At 50.6% G+C, this 19,857-nt stretch carries 15 protein-coding genes; 11 read left to right on the plus strand and 4 right to left on the minus strand.

Features of this window, described 5'->3' with window-relative positions; translation table 11 throughout:
* Positions 1-11: 11 nt before the first annotated feature.
* The 3 genes from ACMHXI_RS02170 to ACMHXI_RS02180 all read right to left on the minus strand — a co-directional run bounded on the left by ACMHXI_RS02170 (position 12) and on the right by ACMHXI_RS02180 (position 2,779).
* Positions 12-269, minus strand: a complete 258-nt coding sequence (locus ACMHXI_RS02170; RefSeq protein ID WP_028779985.1) for an HPr family phosphocarrier protein — start codon at positions 267-269, stop codon at positions 12-14.
* 79 nt (positions 270-348) lie between these two features.
* Positions 349-738: an ACT domain-containing protein gene (locus ACMHXI_RS02175; RefSeq protein WP_025010258.1), complete on the minus strand. Its 390-nt coding sequence runs from the start codon at positions 736-738 to the stop codon at positions 349-351.
* 406 nt (positions 739-1,144) lie between these two features.
* Positions 1,145-2,779, minus strand: coding sequence for a methyl-accepting chemotaxis protein (locus tag ACMHXI_RS02180; protein ID WP_208147039.1), 1,635 nt, complete (start codon positions 2,777-2,779; stop codon positions 1,145-1,147).
* A gap of 316 nt (positions 2,780-3,095) precedes the next feature.
* Here ACMHXI_RS02180 and ACMHXI_RS02185 point away from each other — a divergent pair, with 316 nt between their 5' ends.
* The 4 genes from ACMHXI_RS02185 to ACMHXI_RS02200 all read left to right on the plus strand — a co-directional run bounded on the left by ACMHXI_RS02185 (position 3,096) and on the right by ACMHXI_RS02200 (position 7,876).
* Positions 3,096-3,794: a DUF3334 family protein gene (locus ACMHXI_RS02185; protein WP_025010259.1), complete on the plus strand. Its 699-nt coding sequence runs from the start codon at positions 3,096-3,098 to the stop codon at positions 3,792-3,794.
* Positions 3,795-4,442: 648 nt separating this feature from the next.
* A complete protein-coding gene (locus tag ACMHXI_RS02190) occupies positions 4,443-5,534 on the plus strand; it encodes a PfkB family carbohydrate kinase (protein ID WP_071237420.1) in 1,092 nt (363 codons plus the stop codon).
* Positions 5,528-6,445, plus strand: a complete 918-nt coding sequence (locus ACMHXI_RS02195; protein ID WP_025010261.1) for a pseudouridine-5'-phosphate glycosidase — start codon at positions 5,528-5,530, stop codon at positions 6,443-6,445. Before ACMHXI_RS02190 ends, ACMHXI_RS02195 begins: the two co-directional genes overlap by 7 nt.
* Positions 6,446-6,661: 216 nt before the next feature.
* Positions 6,662-7,876 carry an RsmB/NOP family class I SAM-dependent RNA methyltransferase gene (locus ACMHXI_RS02200; protein WP_144437666.1) on the plus strand — a complete coding sequence of 405 codons (1,215 nt, stop codon included), beginning with the start codon at positions 6,662-6,664 and terminating at the stop codon, positions 7,874-7,876.
* 65 nt (positions 7,877-7,941) lie between these two features.
* On the opposite strand, the gene ACMHXI_RS02205 is transcribed toward ACMHXI_RS02200, so the two are convergent.
* A complete protein-coding gene (locus ACMHXI_RS02205; RefSeq protein WP_144437665.1) occupies positions 7,942-8,178 on the minus strand; it encodes a hypothetical protein in 237 nt (78 codons plus the stop codon).
* A gap of 112 nt (positions 8,179-8,290) precedes the next feature.
* Here ACMHXI_RS02205 and ACMHXI_RS02210 point away from each other — a divergent pair, with 112 nt between their 5' ends.
* The 7 genes from ACMHXI_RS02210 (at position 8,291) to ACMHXI_RS02240 (ending at position 19,774) form a co-directional block, all read left to right on the plus strand.
* Entirely contained in the window at positions 8,291-8,890 is a 600-nt protein-coding gene (locus ACMHXI_RS02210; protein ID WP_071237510.1) for a restriction endonuclease subunit S, read from the plus strand.
* Positions 8,891-8,963: 73 nt separating this feature from the next.
* Positions 8,964-10,502 (plus strand): type I restriction-modification system subunit M, encoded by a 1,539-nt coding sequence (locus ACMHXI_RS02215; protein WP_144437664.1) that lies wholly within the window; start codon positions 8,964-8,966, stop codon positions 10,500-10,502.
* Positions 10,492-11,736, plus strand: a complete 1,245-nt coding sequence (locus ACMHXI_RS02220) for a restriction endonuclease subunit S (RefSeq protein ID WP_144437663.1) — start codon at positions 10,492-10,494, stop codon at positions 11,734-11,736. The genes ACMHXI_RS02215 and ACMHXI_RS02220 overlap by 11 nt, the downstream gene beginning before the upstream one ends.
* Positions 11,729-14,362 (plus strand): AAA family ATPase, encoded by a 2,634-nt coding sequence (locus ACMHXI_RS02225; protein WP_144437662.1) that lies wholly within the window; start codon positions 11,729-11,731, stop codon positions 14,360-14,362. The genes ACMHXI_RS02220 and ACMHXI_RS02225 overlap by 8 nt, the downstream gene beginning before the upstream one ends.
* Positions 14,362-15,681 (plus strand): McrC family protein, encoded by a 1,320-nt coding sequence (locus ACMHXI_RS02230; RefSeq protein WP_144437661.1) that lies wholly within the window; start codon positions 14,362-14,364, stop codon positions 15,679-15,681. The genes ACMHXI_RS02225 and ACMHXI_RS02230 overlap by 1 nt, the downstream gene beginning before the upstream one ends.
* Entirely contained in the window at positions 15,681-19,010 is a 3,330-nt protein-coding gene (locus ACMHXI_RS02235) for a type I restriction endonuclease subunit R (RefSeq protein WP_144437660.1), read from the plus strand. Before ACMHXI_RS02230 ends, ACMHXI_RS02235 begins: the two co-directional genes overlap by 1 nt.
* Before the next feature lie 14 nt (positions 19,011-19,024).
* On the plus strand, positions 19,025-19,774 hold the full coding sequence (locus ACMHXI_RS02240) for a M48 family metallopeptidase (protein ID WP_413733891.1): 750 nt from the start codon (positions 19,025-19,027) through the stop codon (positions 19,772-19,774).
* Positions 19,775-19,857: the final 83 nt, after the last annotated feature.

Genomic DNA, 19,857 nt, shown 5'->3' on the forward strand with positions numbered 1-19,857 from the left:
CTGTGTTCCTCTCAACTTAAGGTGATCAACAGTTCCGACACCCGTTCAACGGCTTCGCGAGCTTGTTCACCTTCGGCAAATACTCTGACAGACACGCCTTGATAGAGCCCCAGTGTCTGCAACTTGAACAGACTCTTGGCACTGGCTTGTTTGCCCTGGCACTCAACCATCACATCACAATCGTACTGTTTCGCCTCTTTTACCAGCAGTGCGGCAGGGCGGGTATGGATCCCGTGTTTGGCGGTAATAGTGACGGTTTTTTCGTACATAGACTTCTTTGACTCATGTAATTAACTGAATAATATCCGGTAACGGCTGACGTTTTGCAATACTCCGGCGAACAAGCCGTCAATTGCCATATTCAATAACCTGATATTGCTGTTTTCTGAGGGCGCGAATGGCGGTATCCAACTTATCTTTCTTCAGCAGTATATAGTCGGTATCGAAGGTTGAAACAGTAAAAATACTCACATGGGCATCGGCGAGAGTCGCCGAGACTCTGGCCATGATACCCGTCATGGAAAAGCCGAGCGGCCCTAAAAGCTCAAGACAACGCCAGTCTTCTTCCTGCTCCAGGCTATCGAGCTCCAGTTTACAATCGACGACAACCGAGAGTTCCTCGCGGGTTTTGGCGATAAAAAACAGCGGCTGGCTCAGTACCTCGGCCGGAACCTGAGTATCTGAGCTGAAACTGTGGATAGTGAATAGCTGCGGATAGACCGCCAATGTCATGCGCAAAGCCAATACCTCTTTTCTCGCCCGGGCGACCTAATGGCCGCCGCTGCGGCATCACCTGCCGGGTACGGCAAACTCCGGGAAGGTGCGAACAAGTCCCATGTGTGCTCTGCGTCGGCTTACAGGCCTGGATGCAAGGCGTGGTTCGCCGCAAATGGCCCTAGTCCTTTGCAAGAAGCACAACACCGCAGGCAGGCCTGTAAGCCACGCCCTTCGGGGTTTTCACAGCAACCGGCTCTCTGCGTTATCCGACTTCGACAGGCTCCGGCATGCCTTCAGTCAGATGTCTTGAACGCCAATTGCTGTGCAAACCACTCTCTACAAAAGAGAGTGCCACGAGGACTCATTTGCACCTTCCTTAGCTTATCACAATAAGAAAGGGGCAGAATACGTTCTGCCGCTCGAGATGTTAGATCTTGAATTGCCCCAGAGTGCGGCGCATGTTCTGGCTGATCTGCTCAAGCGACATCGCCGCGCTTTGGTTGCTGGCATTGGCTTGCACTGAAACTTGAGTCAGCTCAGAAATGGTGCTGACATTGCGATTGATCTCTTCGGTCACCAAAGATTGCTCTTCGGTAGCGCTGGCGAGTTGGGTATTCATATCGCTTATCTGCGCTACCAGGGAAAGGATTTGATCCATGGCAGAGCCTGCTGCTTCGGCCTGTTTTTGCAGCTCGGAGGATTGGCTCTGTGTTTGGCTGTTACTCTCCATAACGGCGCTGACACCGGATTGAATTTCACTGATCAGCTTGTGTATTTCGTTGGTGGAGTCCTGAGTGCGGTTGGCAAGGGCGCGCACTTCATCGGCCACTACCGCAAAGCCGCGGCCGTGAGTACCGGCGCGGGCGGCTTCGATGGCGGCGTTGAGTGCCAAAAGGTTGGTTTGTTCGGCAATGGTGCGGATAACGTCGAGAATGCCGCCAATTCTGCCTGAAGCCTGACCCAGGGTTTCGGTAAGATTTTCTGCAGCCTGCAGTTCGCGCACCAGCTCCTGGCAGTTTGCCAGTGTTGCATCCATGGTCTCTTTACCGCTGAGGGCTTGTTGTTTGACGCTGGAAGCGGCATCGGCAGCCTGCTGGGTATTGTTGGCCATCTCCTGTGTGGTTGCCAGCATCTGATTCACGGCGGTAGCCACGCTGGCGGTTTCTCTGTGGATGTTATCGGCGCTGTGGTTGGACTCTTTGACTGCGACTGTCAGGTGCTCGGCGTCCTCGCCCAGCGATGCACCAAGTGGCTGCAGTTCGCTGACGGTTCTACCTATCTTCTCTACAAAACTGTTAAAGGCACGGGCGAGTGCAGCCACTTCATCACGGCCTTGACCCTCGAGCCTTTTACTGAGGTCGCCTTCACCTTGGGCAATATCCTCCATTGCGGCGATGGCGGTCTTGAGCGGCGCGGTAATGGATTGATTGAGCACCAGGAAGAAGATGAAAATCGGCGCTGAAATCAACATCATAATGATCAGATAATCGATTGATACTGACTTCATAGTGGCGTTGACATCGCTGATATATGTGCCGGTGAGCAGGGTCCAGCCCCAATCTTTGTCATATCTGGATTCGGTGAGCTTTTCTTCGCTATTGCCACTGGCCGGGTTGCGGATCTCATAGCTGAGTTTGCCTGTGCCATTGGCCTTGGCTTGTTGTTGTAGCTGGGCCAGCGGATTGCTGCCGTCTTTGATGCGATAACCGGCAATGGCTTGACCCACCAGCGAAGGCTCGGCGCCGTGGGCGATGATCTTGCCCTGATCCGACAGCAGAATAAAGTAGCCTTCACGGCCATAACGCATCTGACCGACCAAGGCGGCCGACTCCTGTTGAGCCTCTTCGAGAGTGAGTTTACCCGCTTGTGCCTGAGTGCGATGTGCGGCAACTACAGACAGGGCCGTGTTCAACTGGGCATCATTTTGCAACCATTTCTGGGTTATCAGATTGTCATACTGTTCTTTGATGGAAAAACTGGCGAAACACAGGGTGCCTATCGCGGCCAGAACCAACATAAGGATAAGGCGCTGAAGAATGGTGAGCTTCCTGAGTAATGCCATTTTGTACTCCTTTGTTATTTCTTATTAGGTAGTTGGCAGCGACTATAACGCGATGGAAAAACCAAGTGAAACCTTTTTACCTTGCGTGTATTGCTTTGTTGATCGCGCTCATTGTTCGCGTTAAATCGTGCCAACAGAGGGGAAAACAGCCCTCATGCCTTCGAGGCTGCATTCTGGATATCGGCTCTAATATCAAAAGCTTAAGATGTGTTGGATCACACATGTCATAAGTAAAGGGCTAATTTGTTGTTTTCACTTTGATTTTTAAACAAAATCGGCTCAGAATTAACCTTATGTCTATTATTGGTCTCTCTTCATGAATACACCTCAAGTCATTAGCTCAGACGATATTTTGCTGAAACTCTGTCACTCTGTGACCCATGTCTTGTCGGCTACCACCGCCAGCACTCTGTCCCATGCAGGTATAGTGCAAAAGATAACCCGTACCCGACTCAAGCCGGACGTTGGGTGTTTCTCTATTTTTGATGGTGGCTTCTCAGGCCTGGTGGTGATCAACTTTTCAGCGGCTGCCGCGTTGGAAATCTATCGCCGCTACATGCTGCATATGGGCATGCCGGAGGAGGAGTTGGCTTTCTCTCATACCTCAGACGAGGTGGGCAATGTGATGGGCGAATTGATGAATCAGATGCTGGGGGACTTTATCGGTAAGGTGTCCAAGGAGCTGCAAACGTCCATCAGTCAGAGCCAGCCAAAGATGTTGACCATCAACAAGGAGCTGACCATCTCTATCGACGCCAACCTGGATGATCCTATAGCCCGCCGGGTGTCGTTCAAGACAGAAAACAACCATATCTTCTATCTTGAGTTTGCCATGGACAAGACAGAGTTTATCCGCTTGGCCGAGTTTGAAACCGATGAAGAGTTTGATCCGGATTTGTTGCTGGCCCGCCACGGCAATCAACAGGCGCAGGGCAAAGCGCCGGAATCGCCTTGGGTTAAGGCCGCCAATGCCGATGATGACACAGACGATCTGTTCAAAGAGCTGGGCATCTGACATTTTGCAGGCGTGATGTTATCAGTCCTTTTGTCAGCGGACAGCGTTAGCTTGTCCGCGGCTCTGCTTTTGGACAGTGCAATAACGACTGCTCTCCACACCTCATAAGGCGCTCGGTCAAGGGCGCTTTCATTCTCGCTTTCCAGCCAGTATTTCTCTATTAATCTGTTTCTATAGCTACTCAATCCTTTGGGTTACTTATCATTCGAGCTACCTATTCATTTGAGTGGCCTATCATTTGAACTTCTTATTAACTTCTTGTCATTTAAGCCATCAGGCAGATAGCGGAGTAGCCTGTCTTTGTGGGTGACGTTGCAATCACTAGCACAGACGTGGCCACAAGCAGGGCTGCTATTCTGCAACACTGAGCCCTGCTGTTTACGACAATACAACAGATGTTGCGCTCAAACTTACCGCAGTTAACTTCAACCATTTTAATTGTTTTTATGACAGGACGCGTCTTGGTTGGTTCGGTTTATCTATATGAATTGATAGATTTTTTATAGAAACTTCGACTTGTTAAAAATTGCTGTGTAGATCACGAAGTTGTAATTAGGAGTTAAATTCCGCTTGCCAGCCTCAGTCATAGTGTTTATTGTGCAAACAAAAGTTTGTCATGAGAACAAATGTTTGCACAGGAAAGCGCCAATGACAGAACGTGAACTCGAAATTCTGGCCCTTATTAAAGCTGACCCTTTGATACCGCAGCAAAAACTTGCTGATCAGCTGGGCATAACCCGCTCTGCAGTCGCAGGTCATATCATGAACTTGACTCACAAAGGCGTGATCCGTGGCAAGGGGTATATCTTGGCGGAGAATCCCTTTGCGGTCGTGATAGGCGGCGCCAATATGGATATTCTTGGCCGGCCGGCTTCCAAGCTCAGGGTAGGGGATTCCAATCCCGGCAGCGTCAGTTGCTCACCCGGCGGTGTTGGGCGCAACATTGCCGAAAACCTGGCTCGTCTGGGTTCAGATACCCGGCTGGTGACGGCGGTAGGTAAAGACGCCTATGGTGAAATGATCACCGCCCAGTGTCGTCAGGCCGGAGTCGATATGGGCAACAGTTTGCAGTTCGAAGACGCGGTGACCTCCACCTATCTTTCGGTACTGGATGGCGACGCCGATATGCATGTAGCCATCAACGACATGGCCATTTTGGAAAGATTGGGCCCCGAAGTGCTCAAGGGGCTGGAAGATATGCTGCGCCGCGCCGAGCTGCTGGTGTTGGATACCAACCTTTCCGAAGCCGCCTTATCCTATCTGCTGAGCAACTTCCCTCAAGTTCCGGTATTTATTGACACGGTTTCCTGTGTCAAAGCGATGAAAATCAAGCCTTACCTCAACGCTATCCACACTCTCAAACCCAACCTCAAAGAAGCCGAGCACCTCTCCGGCATCGAAATGCGCAGCAAAGAAGACTTAAGCGCCATCGCTAACTGGTTCCATGACCAGGGCGTCAAGCGGATTTTCCTCAGTATGGGCAGTGAAGGTGTATTTGTCAGCGATGGCGGTGAGTCACAGATGGTGAGCGCCAAGCAGGTGGAAATGGTCAACGCCAATGGCGCCGGAGATGCCTTCCTGGCCGGATTGGCTCACGGTTGGCTCAAGCAGTGGCCATTGCTGGAAACCACAGAATTTGCGATGGCCGCGGCCCGGTTGGCGCTGTCTCATATCGCAACTATCAACCCCAATATGTCTGAAATCTCTGTAAACCGTATTATCAAGGAGTCGTTATGCTGAAGCAGTATCTGGATATTCATCCTGAAGTTCAAGCAGCCCTGGAACAAGGCAAGCCGGTGGTCGCGCTGGAATCGACCATTATTTCCCATGGTATGCCGTATCCGCAGAACGTTGAGACAGCGCTCAAGGTGGAGCAGATCATCCGTGATAATGGCGCTGTACCCGCAACTATCGCCATTCTCAAGGGCCGCCTCAAAGTGGGTATGAGCCAGGAAGAGATCAATTACCTGGGCAAGGCCGGTGAAGCCGTTATCAAAACCAGTCGCCGTGACATTCCCTTTATCGTTGCCAAAGGTGCAGACGGTGCCACCACAGTTGCTTCTACCATGATCCTGGCGGCAATGGCCGGTATTAAGGTGTTTGCTACCGGCGGTATCGGCGGTGTACACCGCGGCGCTCAGCAAACTTTCGATATCTCTGCTGATTTGCAGGAGCTGGCCAACACAGATGTGGCCGTGGTTTGCGCCGGTGCCAAGTCTATTTTGGATCTGGGCCTGACCCGTGAATATCTGGAAACGCAAGGCGTGCCTGTCGTTGGTTTCCAAACTGATAAACTGCCGGCTTTCTATACCCGCGAGAGTGACTTCGGTGTCGACTATCGCTTGGAGCAGCCGGTAGAAGTGGCTGCCGCCATGAAAGCCAAGTGGGACATGGGGCTCAAGGGCGGTATGGTGATTGCCAACCCAATTCCTCACGAACATGCGTTGGATAAAGCACTGATCGATGGCGCCATCGCCCGCGCAGTGGCTGAAATGGATGAGAAAGGCATAGGCGGTAAGGCTTCAACGCCGTTCCTGTTGGCCAAAGTTGCCGAAATTACCGAAGGTCACAGCCTGACCGCCAACATAGAGCTGGTTTACAACAATGCCAAGTTGGCGGCTGAGATTGCCCGCGAGTACGTGGCCCGCTAATCAGCTGTTTTTGAACATTAAGCTATCTCAAGAAACCCGGCCCTCGTCGGGTTTCTTTTTGGATGACATATCGCCCCAGAGCCGTAGCATGTCCAAGCTCAAATAGGGTAAATCGTGTCTTAAAAACCGATTAATCCCGCCAAAGCCACTCAAGCCCCTTGCAGAGCAGGGGGCGAACTCCTATGATCCAGCGGTTTTCCATCCCGAGGCCCAAATATGCTTAACTCCCCGCTTAGCGAACATGCCAGTGAGCTGGTCATTGCGATTCTCAATCAGGTACTGACCCAAGGTGCTCCGCTGGATCGCGCCTACTCAAAGCAGTTTGCACCTGAGCGCCTCAAGCCTTGGGAGCAAGCCAGAATTGCTCTGGTCACCGGTGATATTTTGCGCCGTTTAAGTTATTACAGCTTTCTGGCCGATGTTGCAGCGGAGCAAATTGAGCGTGAAGGCACCAGGCTCATCAACGCCTGGCATATGGCCAATGGCCTTGAGCTGCCGAAAATGCGCTACGCGCTGCAGATGGACAGTGAACTGCTTGAGCAGCGGATGGCTGAGGCCCAGGCTATGCCTGCGCTGCTCGATGGTTGCCCACAGTGGCTCGAAGCGCTAGGGAGTGAACAACTGGGCGATAACTGGCCGGCCGAGCGCCATGCTTTGACCCAGGCCCCCAAACGTTATCTACGCACCAATTTGCTTAAGTGCAGCCGGGAAGAACTCAAGGCTCGTCTTGCCAAGGAAGGGGTTGAGACTTGTGAAGTCCCCGAGGTTGCCAGCGCTCTTGAAGTGATTTCCGATTCAGCGCTGTTTCGCACCGAATGCTTCAAGTCGGGCTGGTTCGAGCAGCAGGATGCCGGCTCGCAACATGTCGCCGAAGCTCTTGGGGTTGAACCCGGGATGCGGGTCATTGATGCTTGCGCCGGTGCCGGCGGCAAGACGCTGCACCTGGCCGCCAAAATGCAGGGCAAGGGACGACTGCTGGCGATGGATGTTGAGCAGTGGAAGCTGGATAACCTCAAACAGCGGGCTCGCCGCGCCGGCGCCCACAATGTGGAAACCCGGCTGATTGCATCCAGCAAGACCATCAAACGTTTGAAACTCAGCGCCGACAGGGTACTTTTGGATGTGCCTTGCTCAGGGCTTGGGGTGCTGAAACGCAACCCGGACACCAAATGGCGTGATACTCCGGAGCGCTTGCCGGTGCTGATGGAGCTACAGGAGCATATTCTCGGCAGTTACAGCCGCATGGTGAAGGTGGGCGGGATCCTGGTTTACGCCACTTGCTCGATTATGCCGCAGGAAAACGAGCAGCAGGTAGCGCGTTTTCTGAAGCAGCAAAACCATTTCCGCTTACTCGATGAGGAAACCATCAGCCCGGCCAAAACCGGTTTCGATGGCTTTTATCTGGCAAGAATTGAGCGGATAGCCGAGTAACCATCAGGCCTGTTTGAGTCATATTGGCTTAAACAGGCGGTTTCACACCCGCTTCAAAAAGCATCTCAACAAAAACAGTGCCGCTCACTCTTACCGGTTTGCCAAGTACCATCCGGGTCCAACACCACTGGATAGTGATAGCTGAAATCATTGAATAGACTAGATGATTTCTTCGCCCAAAATTCTGGACCGTCGTGAGCCTTCATCACAGTGATTTCACCATCATCATAGGTCGTGGTGGGTTGGTAGCACTCAAGTTTGCGAATTACTTCGACGCGCACTTGCGCTTTTAATCGTTTCATCCCTGACATATCTCTTTTTTTGCATCACAAGCAATGATTCAAAATGTAGCTTGACAGATAAGCAATATCAAATCATTATTTTGCATCATAGCCAATGAAGCAGGAATTGAGTGTGAAACTAAGCGCAATAGCAACTGTTAATGCAGGTTATCCGTTTCGGGGTAAGATCCCCGAACTGGTTGGTTCTGCTTCAGTTGTGGTTCAGATGAAGGATGTTTCGTTAACCGAGGGTATTTGTTGGACCGATTGCCTTGAAACAGAGCTAACTGGTAAGCGCGCTCCCGATTACCTGACAACTGGTGATATTTTAGTGGCCTCCAGAGGTAGCCACAATTACGCCGTACTAGTGGACCAGGCATTGTCCTTCACGGGGAAAAAAGCCGTTGCCGCACCGCACTTTTTTCTAGTTCGCTTAAAAAGAGAAGCCCTCACAAAAGGCATTTTGCCGGAATTCATGGTGTGGTTACTGAACCAGTCAACAGCTCAGCGTCACTTTGAGCAGAATGCTGAAGGGACTCTAACAAAAAGCATTCGCCGCAGTGTGCTGGAAGATGCACCTGTCGTTGTTCCGCCACTTGCCAAGCAGCGAGCAATCATTGCGATGGCCAACACTTTGGGTGAAGAGCAGAGGCTGATACAGAGGCTAGTAAACAACGGTGAGCGCATGATGGGCGCAATCGCCAACGACTTATACCAGGCGCATGGCCACTAAACAGCCTGCACAACGAATTTAAGACTTGAACCGGGCCAGCCATTGATTGGCCCCACATAAAAGGAAGCAATGGATGAACGACAAGATTAACCAAGACAGCATCAACAAAGCGCTGTGGAACGCCTGCGATACCTTCCGTGGCACCATCAGCGCCGATACTTACAAAGACTTCATCCTCACCATGCTGTTCCTCAAGTACATCTCCGATGTATGGCAGGATCACTACGATGGCTACAAGGCCGAGTACGGCAACGAGCCGGAACTCATCGAAGAGATGATGAAAAACGAGCGGTTTGTACTGCCCAAAGCAGCCAGTTTCTATGCCCTGTACGAACACCGCCACGAACCCGGCAACGGTGAGCGCATCGATCAAGCGCTGCACGCCATTGAAGAAGCCAACGGCACCAAACTGAAAGACGCCGGTAAAAGTGTGTTCCAGGACATCAGCTTTAACACCGACAAACTGGGTGAAGAAAAGCAAAAGAACACCATTCTACGTCACCTGCTGGAAGACTTTGCCAAACCCGAGCTGAACCTAAAACCCAGCCGCGTCGGCACGCTGGATGTGATCGGTAATGCTTACGAATACCTGATCAAAAACTTCGCCGCCAGCGGTGGCCAGAAAGCCGGTGAGTTTTACACTCCGCCCGAAGTATCCGACTTAATTGCCGAACTGCTCGACCCGCAACCGGGTGACAGCATCTGCGACCCGGCCTGTGGTTCCGGCTCACTTTTAATGAAGTGTGGCCGCAAAATTGTGGCCAACCACGGCAGCAAGCAATACGCCCTGTATGGGCAAGAAGCCATTGGCTCCACCTGGTCGCTGGCCAAAATGAACATGTTCCTGCACGGCGAGGACAACCACAAAATCGAATGGGGCGACACCATTCGTAACCCCAAGTTGCTGGATAAAAACGGCGACTTAATGCTGTTTGATATCGTGACTGCCAACCCACCGTTCAGCCTGGATAAATGGGGCCACGACGAAGCCGAACACGACAAGTTCAGCCGCTTCCGTCGTGGCGTACCGCCAAAAACCAAAGGCGACTACGCCTTTATCCTGCACATGATCGAAACCCTGAAACCCGCTTCTCAAGGTAAACCAGGGGGCCGAATGGGCGTGGTGGTGCCGCACGGTGTGCTGTTCCGTGGCTCCAGCGAAGGCAAAATTCGCCAGCAACTGATTGATGAAAACCTGCTCGATGCAGTGATCGGCCTGCCAGAAAAACTGTTCTACGGCACCGGTATTCCGGCGGCGATTCTGGTTTTCAACAAAGATAAGTCGGACGATTCGGTAATGTTTATTGATGCGTCGCGTGAATTTAAAGCGGGTAAAAACCAGAATCTGCTGACTGAAGACAATATCGCCAAAGTAGTTGAGACCTATCGTGCAGGCAACGATGTCGATAAATACGCCTATGTCGCCAGCCTCGAAGAGATCAAAGAGAACGATTACAACCTCAATATCCCGCGCTATGTCGATACCTTCGAAGAGGAGGAAGAAATTGATCTGATGGCGGTGCGTGCTGAGCGTGAACAACTCAAAGCAAAACTGACCGAGCTGGAAACCGAGATGGCCAAGTATCTGGAGGAGCTTGGATATGGTGCCTAATGGATGGGAGGTAAAAGAGCTTCAATTCTTATGCAATAAAATTGCAGTTGGGTTAGCAATTTCTGTTACGCCTTTTATGAGGACTAGCGGTGTAAAACTGATCAGAAATCAAAACATCAAGCGCAACTATTTCAATAGTGACTCCGTTGTCTACATTGATGAAGTTTTTGCCAATTCAAACAAGTCCAAGAAGGTAAGACATGGAGATGTTGTTGCAGTAAGAACTGGATCAAACATTGGTGAGGCCTGTGTAGTACCGAAAGATTTTGATGGCGCTTTAACATTCACAACCCTCATAGCAAGACCTAATCCTGATTTGCTGGATTCATTCTACCTGTCAACGCACATAAATTCAGATCGTGGGATTTCTGAAGTAAATCGTTTATGTGCAGGCGGTGGCAAGCCAAACTTGAACTCCGGCGAGCTAAAGCGCTACCGCTTGCTGACCCCTCCACTTCCAGAACAAAAGAAAATCGCCCAAATCCTCTCTACCTGGGATAAGGCCATCGCTTCTACCGAACAACTGCTCACCAACAGTCAGCAGCAGAAAAAAGCCCTGATGCAACAACTGCTTACAGGAAAGAAACGCCTGTTGGATAAAAATGGGGTTAGGTTTAGTGGGGAGTGGATTCACGGTCGACTTGGAGATCTTTGCACATTCAAAGGTGGATCTGCTTTCAAGGAAGTGTATCAAGGACAAACAGCGGGTGAATTTCCATTCATCAAAGTTAGTGACATGAACTTGCCTGGCAATGAAAGAAGCATTGAATACTCAAATAACTGGGTGAGCGTTGAAACCGCAAAGCTGATGAAAGCAAAACCTTTCCCTGAAAGTTCTATCGTTTTTGCTAAAGTTGGGGCTGCCCTGCTTCTCAACAGAAGAAGGATTCTCTCAAGGCCTACGATTATTGATAACAACATGATGGCAGCAATTCCATCTAACGTCGCAGATACTGAGTTTTTGTATCAGCTTCTTATGGCCATAGATTTCGCTAGATTTGTGCAAGAAGGTGCGGTTCCTTCTATAAATCAGGGGGACTTATCCTCTTTCAAACTTAGTTACCCCGATGTGGAAGAACAACAAAAAATCGCGGCTGCGCTATCCAACGCTGATCAGGAAATCGCCCTTCTGCAACAAAAGCTGGAAGCATTAAAGCAAGAGAAAAAAGCCCTGATGCAGCAGCTGCTCACGGGCAAGCGTCGGGTTAAGGTCGGGGGCGTTACCAATGGCTGATTACAGCTGGGTAGCTGCCTTTAAGGCTCTGGCTGACTGGCTGGCCGGTTATGAAAACCGTCAAGCCGAGCTTGTGCAGATTCTGCGGGATATCGGTATCGACAAGGGGCTTGAAGATGAGTTGGCTGACGGCAGCCGGGTTGACTTGACAGTCATCGACCCATTTACCTTCTTTGCTACTTTTATGAAGTATGGGGTAGGCAAGCGTCAGCAACTGTTTACCACTCTGTTCAGTAAGATCGGGTTAGATGCTGTTGCTCCGACGGGTTTTGATGGCGTACCAACGGCGCAGCCACTGAAGGTCTGGTTATTCCCTTATGCAAAAGAACGATCAGAAACTATGGTTTCTGACCTTTGGGCATTATTTCATCAGGTTCGTGCTGGCCAGGTGGATGGTGACCTGTTCAATCGTATTCTGAAAATTCCTCATACCGGCTTTGCAAAGCTTACCGAATGTATGTTTTATCTTGCGCCGGATCAGCATTTCCCGGTGGATGCGCAGACAAAACCCTGGCTGGCGGCACGTGGGCGTGAGTTACCAAAAGAAAATTGGCAAGGGTACCAGGATTTGCTGGCCTGGCTTCAGAAGTCCAGTGAGCAACCCTTCTACGAAATCTCTTATCAAGCCTGGTCAGAGAATAAAACGGGTAATAGCAGTACCGATTTTTCTGCGAAGTCAGCAGACGACTACCTGAATCAACGCTATCCGAATACCCGTTCAGGCACCTCTCATCTCACGGCCTTCAAAACGGTTGATGGCCGTCAGCTGGCGTTTGACCCTGGTAAAAACCCGGAATCGAAATCTGTAGTTAAAATCTTTGTAGATTCTCCGCCACCAGAAGGGATGTTCCAGAATGTTCAGGAATATTTGCCAGAGGAAACCCGCAATCATCACCTCAAAACCCATGCACCAGCTTTGTCGCAAGGTAATCCGGCGTGGTTGATTGCTTTGACGGGCTTTCAACAGTTAGAACAGTTTTGCAACTGGTACGAAGGGAATAGTGTTAAGGAAATTAAGATGACGGATTCAGCCACCCCAAAAGCCACGAAAACAGACGCCTTAAACCAGATTCTCTATGGCCCACCGGGTACAGGTAAAACCTATGCAACCACGGAAAAAGCTGTGGCTTTGGCCGATCCTCAATGGTTGGCGGAGCTGGCCTCTCAAGAGCTGAGTGTTAAGGAACAGCGTAAGGCGGTGAAGCAGCGTTACGAAGAGCTGATTGCTGCTAAACGAATAGCTTTTACGACCTTTCACCAGAGTTTTTCTTACGAAGACTTTATTGAAGGCATTCGGGCGGAAACCAAAGATGATCAGGTTAGTTACAGCATTGAAGATGGTGTGTTTAAAGCGCTGGCAGAGCGTGCCAACAAGGATGTTGTTAACGGACAGTCGCTCGGCTTGTCCGATTCGCCTACATTGTGGAAAATTTCTATTGGCCGAACGCATGAAAAAGCAATGCGCGATCGATATATCCAGGCCGGTGAAGCAAGAATCGGTTGGAATCAAACCGGTAATCTGTCGCTTGAGCTGGATGAGCGAACGCAAGAGCAGCAAGCTTATTGGAATTCTCTGACCTATCGGAATCACGATGCACTGAATGCATTTTCCAACGATATTAAGGTTGGTGATGTTCTTTTGTGTTTAAAGAATGTTGAAACGGTTCAGGCGGTCGGTGTTGTTACATCTGACTACGTGTTTGATGAAAGTGTGACTGGTGCTGAAACGGATTATAGCCATGTGCGAAAGGTGAATTGGCTTCTGACCGATATCGATCTGAACATACTACCGCTGAATGATGATAAACGTATGGTTCAGCAAACCGTTTATCCACTGTCACGCATAAGTTGGAATTCGCTGGTTGATGAGCTTCATCGGCAGAATATTGCGTTACCGTTTTCTGTCGAACAGGTTGGCATCAATAAGCGTAACTACGTTCTGATCATTGATGAAATCAACCGTGGCAATATCTCCCGCATCTTTGGCGAGTTAATCACTTTGCTGGAGCCGGATAAGCGCAAAGGAGGCTCTGATGAGCGCTCGGTTACTCTGCCATATTCGAAAGAGCCATTCTCTGTGCCTGATAACCTCTATGTGCTAGGCACGATGAACACCGCCGATAAATCACTGGCTCAGCTTGATCTCGCGCTTCGTCGCCGCTTTGAATTTGTTGAGCTGATGCCCGATCCGGCATTGCTGGATGGCATTCTGGTGCATGGGGTCGATGTTTCCGAGCTTCTGAAAGTCATGAATCAGCGTATCGAAGTGCTTCTGGATCGTGATCACACCATTGGTCATGCCTATTTCTGGCCGTTGCGTTCAGCCGATTCCGAACAAGAGCGCCAGCAGCTTCTTGCTGATATTTTCGCCAAGCGCATTATTCCGCTACTGCAGGAATACTTCTTTGCGGATTGGGAGCGCATTGGCTGGGTGCTAAATGACTCTCAGAAGCCTGCCGCTGAGCGGTTTATTGAGCTGGATGACGTAGGAACATCCTTGGGTAAGCTCTTCCCTGAAGCGATTGCCAATCAGATCACGGATCGTCGGTATCGTATTAATAAACCGGCATTTATGGAGGCCGGTGCCTATCGTGGGATTCTGCCAGGGGCGGGAGTGTCAGCCTGATGCATCAGGTAAGGGAATACGGACGTATCACTACCGATAGTGCTCTGACGCCATCACTGGATTGTGCGGTGGTGAGCACTGCGACCTTTGATTGGTTGCAGGATTTAGCCGGAAACTGGGGGCAGGGTTCCCCCATTGCAATGATTGACGGACACCGCTCGTTAAAGCTGGGCAGTTATGTGGGCTTTCTGCAGAGCCCGACGGGTGAATCCATCGAGATTCTGCCAAAAACCGGCCTGGGACAGGACAATCCTGCTACGGCCAGGCGTATTCTGCAGCGCATGTTAATGGCATCACTTGGGGTTAAACCACGTACTGCTGGCGCTGCTTCTTTATTGCGTATGCCAGAACCGCTACATGAATGGATTTTCAGCCAGTTTCTGGCGGAACTTCAGCGCCTTGTCAGCAGGGGGCTGCGTTTCGATTATCAGCGGGTGAATGAAGAGAGCCGTTTTATACGCGGCCAGCTGCGCCTGGATCAACAGCAACGGCAGCCGCCTGGGCGGCAGCATCTGTTCCATATCAGTCATGATATTTTCAGCCCTGACCGGCTTGAAAACCGCTTGCTTAAAACGGCGCTCAGCTATGTGTTGGCCTGTTGTAAAAGCGCAGAGAACTGGCGACTGGCGAATGAGCTGGCACACCAGCTGGAAGAGATTTCTCCTGAGCGCGAGCCATTGCGACTGATCGGTCAGTGGCAAAGTGGCAAGCTTATGCAGGCGTACAACGATATTCGCCCGTGGTGTGAGCTGGTGCTTGAAAAGCTGAACCCAAATTTTCAACAGGGCAGTCACCGTGGCATAGCTCTGTTGTTCCCTATGGAGCAATTGTTCGAAAAATACGTCGAGGTTTCTCTGCGCCGTAGCTTGCCAACTGGCACCCGTTTACAGGCTCAGGCGTGTTCGCAGTACCTTCTTATGCACAGAGCGCAGGATGCGAATATTGCTACCCGCATGTTTCAGCTGAAGCCAGACCTTATGCTCAATAGCGCAGAGGGGAGTCAGGTACTGGATACTAAATGGAAACTGCTGGATGAACGTGCGGCGAATACAGAGCAAAAATACAACATTGCACAAAGCGATTTGTACCAGATGTTTGCCTATGGCCATAAATATCAGAATGGTAGTGGCCACATGATGCTGATCTATCCACGCCATGAGCGCTTTAACAACCCATTGCCCGTGTTCTGGTATTCGGAATCACTGGCCCTATGGGTGGTGCCGTTTTGTCTGGAGACGAGTGCGCTGATTGGAGGGGAGTGGGAAATGTATTTCGATGGAAACAATACGCGTAACAGAGCGATGGGAAGTAAAGGCTGATGGATAAAATTCAGGCTCCGAAGTTTCAGGAAGAATACAGTGCCAAGTTACCGGCGCTGACGTTGTTGACCAACCTCGGGTGGTCGTTCCTCTCTCCTGAACTCGCATTAGCCGTCCGTGGTGGCAAGGCCGATGAAGTGGTTCTACGCCAGGTGCTGCGTGGTGAGCTTCAAAAGCGTACTTTTACCTTTGCAGGTAAGAGTTACCCGCTGTCTGAAAAGGCTATCGACAACCTGATTGCCGAGGTGTGTAGCCCGGCACTTAACGAAGGCTTGTTAACGGCCAATGAGCGCCTGTATAACCACCTGCTGTATGGCATCTCCGTCACAGAGTTTGTCGATGGCAAAAAAGCCAGCCCAACGGTTGCGCTGATTGATTGGCAGAACCCCGCCAACAACAGCTTTGTATTCACCGAAGAGTTTACTGCTACCCGCTCTGGCGGTGTAGAGAGCCGCAGACCAGATATTGTTTGCTTTGTGAACGGTATTCCCCTGGTTGTCATTGAGGCGAAACGCCCGGATGGCAATGCCAAAAAAGGTCCCACCATTGACGAAGGCATTTCGCAAAGCCTGCGTAACCAGCGTCATGATGAAATCCCGTTACTGTTCGCCTATAGCCAAATGTTGTTATCCATAAACGGCAACGAAGGGCGCTATGGTACCTGTGGCACACCCGCTAAGTTCTGGGCCGCCTGGCGTGAAGAAGACATCTCCGATGCCGAGATGTACAGCATCAAAAACAAAAGGCTCAAAGATGAACAGTTAGCAGGCTTATTCAGCCACCGCCCGGCAAAAGACCTGGATTGGTACCAGAGTCTGACCGCTGCGGGGGAGCTTGCTGTGACAGGGCAAGATCAATTACTGATCAGCCTGTTAAGCCCTGCCCGGTTGCTGGAAATGACCCGTTATTTCACCTTGTTCGATAAAAAGGCTGGCAAAATTGTCGCCCGATATCAGCAGGTATTTGGCATCAAGCGACTGATTGAACGCATTAATACCCGAAGTAGCACAGGTGGCCGTGAAGGTGGTGTGATCTGGCACACCACAGGTTCGGGTAAGTCATTCACTATGGTGTTTTTAAGTAAGGCGCTGATCCTGCACGAGAGCCTGAAGCAATGCCGTATTGTGGTCGTTACCGACCGGGTAGACCTGGAAACCCAGTTGAGCAAAACCTTTGCCTCGGGCGGCGAACTGGCCGGCAAAAAAGACAAAGAGGCGGCGATGGCCACCTCTGGTAAACGTCTGGCTGAGCAGATTGGCAAAGGTACCGAGCGGATTATCTTTTCGCTCATTCAGAAGTTTAACTCCGCCACCAAACAGCCGGAATGCGTGAACCACAGCGCTGATATTATTGTTCTGATCGACGAAGGCCATCGCAGCCAGGGTGGTGAAAACCATATCCGCATGAAGCAGGCATTGCCCAATGCGTCCTTTGTGGCCTTTACCGGAACACCGCTGTTAAAAGACGATAAAACCACCAATAAGTTTGGCCCCATTGTGCATGCTTACACCATGCAGCGGGCGGTGGAAGATCAGACCGTTACGCCGTTGCTGTACGAAGAGCGCATTCCCGACCTGGATGTGAATGAGCGCGCTATCGACAGTTGGTTTGCGCGTATTACAGAAGGGCTTTCAGACGAGCAAAAGGCCGACCTGAAGCGCAAGTTCGCCAAGAAAGGCCAGGTATACGGTGCGGATGACCGCATTCGTTTGATTGCCCTGGATATTGCCAACCATTTCGTAAAGAACATAGACGAAGGTTTGAAAGGCCAGTTAGCCTGCGACAGTAAGGCCTCTGCGATCAAGTACAAAAAGTATCTGGACGAAGCCCAAGCCCTCTGGCCAGAAGGTAATAGGTTTGAATCTGCCGTGGTGATGAGCCCGCCCGATAGCCGTGAAGGTAACACTGCTGTCGATGAGGCCACCACACCGGAAGTGACCCAGTGGTGGAAAGACAACGTGGGTAGCCAAGATGAACAGGCTTACACCAAGCATCTGATTGAGCGCTTCGACAAAGATGATTCACTGAAGATACTCATCGTGGTTGATAAGCTGCTTACCGGCTTTGATGAACCTAAAAACGCTGTCTTATATATCGACAAACCCCTAAAAGAGCACAACCTGATCCAGGCGATTGCACGGGTAAACCGCCTGCACCCGAAAAAGAAATTTGGTCTGCTCATCGACTATCGCGGCATTCTGGCTGAACTGGATACCACCATCCAGAAATATCAGGATCTGGCTTCCCGTACCCAGGGCGGTTACGACATTAATGATATTGCGGGCCTCTATAACCAGATGAGTACCGAATATAAGCGCCTGCCACAGCTCTATAAGCAACTATGGGCAATATTCGATGGCGTAAAAAACAAAAACGACATTGAGCAGTTGCGCCAGGTACTGGTACCAAAAATTGAAGAGCGTGGTGGAGAGCCATCAGCGGGTATTGCTGGAGAGCTGGTTGACGTGCATCTAAAGGTGCGTGAAGACTTCTACGAAGCCCTGACGGCCTTCGCCAGCTGCCTGAAGGTAGCGCTGCAATCAGCCACCTTCTTTGAAGATAAGAGTTTTAGTGACCATGATCGCCGTCACTACAAAGAAACGGTGAAGCAGTTCTCCAGCCTGCGCCAACTGGTGCAGCAAGATGCCGGTGAGAGGATTGACTACGACGAATACGCTGAACAAGTGAAAAAGCTGCTGGATAAACATGTGGTAGGTGTCGAGGTTAAAGAGCCTGGTGGCGTGTATGAAGTGGGTAAGATGGGGCAAAAGCAACAGCCTGAAGACTGGAGCGAAGATAAAACCCGCAACGAAACCGACATCATCAAAACCCGCGTAACCCGCATGATTGAACAAGAGCTACGGGATGACCCTTACGCTCAGGAAGCGTTCTCAAAACTGCTGCGACAAGCCATTGAAGAGGCCGAAAAGCTATTCGACCACCCACTGAAACAGTACATGCTGTTCCGTGAATTTGAAGAGCAAGTTCAAGACAGACACTTGAACGACATACCCGATGCCTTTGCTGGGAATCGCCATGCTCAGGCTTACTTTGGTGTGTTCAAGAAAGTGTTGCCTGAAGCTTTGGCTGTACTCGACCAGCAAGTTCAGGATAAGTGGGTCAAAGTCGCCTTTGAAATTGACCAGGCGGTAGAAACCTCTGTCGCGGAAAACTCCATCAACCCACAGAACATCGAAGCCGATATTCGTAAAAAGCTACTACCCCGCATGTTCCAGGAATGCAAAGCCATTGGTGGCGGAATGGATCAGGCCAAGAAGATTGTTGAGATGATTGTTCAGATCACTCGGGTCGGATTAAACGGTGCTTGAACGGGTATAACCAGATGAATGTACCTATTAAACCTCAAAGTCAGAGAATGAGCTTCCACTACGGTGACGAGCAGATCTTTTTTGAGCGGGTTAAGCGCCCGCAAGCCACAGACAAGGTATTAATCAAGGTTCATCCCGATTGTCGGGTAATTGCATCGGCTCCTGAGGGGGCTGAAAGCGAAGCCGTGTTATCTGCCGTTAAAAAGCGTGGCCGCTGGATATACGAGCAGCTTCGGGATTTCCGCAAACAGCTTGAATTCACCACACCTCGGCAGTACATCAGCGGTGAGAGCCATTACTACCTGGGGAAACAGTACCTGCTGAAAGTGATTGAAGCGCCTGAGCAGGTTCAAGGCGTGAAACTGCTACGTGGCAAACTGGAAGTCTCAGTGCGAACTAAGAGTAAAGAAAAGGTTAAAGAGCTGTTGACTGAGTGGTACAAGGGACGCGCAAAGGAAACCTTCGCCAAGCGCCTTGATACCATGCTGGAGCAGGCGCTATGGGTCAATGAAAGGCCACCGTTACGCATACTCACAATGCAAACTCAGTGGGGTAGTTGTTCTCCTAATGGCCGAATCACACTGAATCCGCACTTGGTCAAAGCTCCTAGGGAGTGCATCGACTATGTGATTCTCCACGAGCTTTGTCACATTACTGAGCATAACCACAGCGAGCGGTTCTATCGCCTGATGAGCCAGGTAATGCCTAATTGGGAAAAGACAAAAGCGCAACTAGACAATATGGTGTCGCGTATACTTGTATAGTGTGAGGTCAATGAATGAAACAAATTCCTAAAGCAACTCCAGATGACAAATGTCGTCGACTTAGCGATCAAGAGATCAAAGAC

Source organism: Shewanella sp. BJSY2023SW005, from assembly GCF_047314585.1.
In the GTDB taxonomy this organism is placed as follows: Bacteria; Pseudomonadota; Gammaproteobacteria; order Enterobacterales; family Shewanellaceae; genus Shewanella; species Shewanella algae.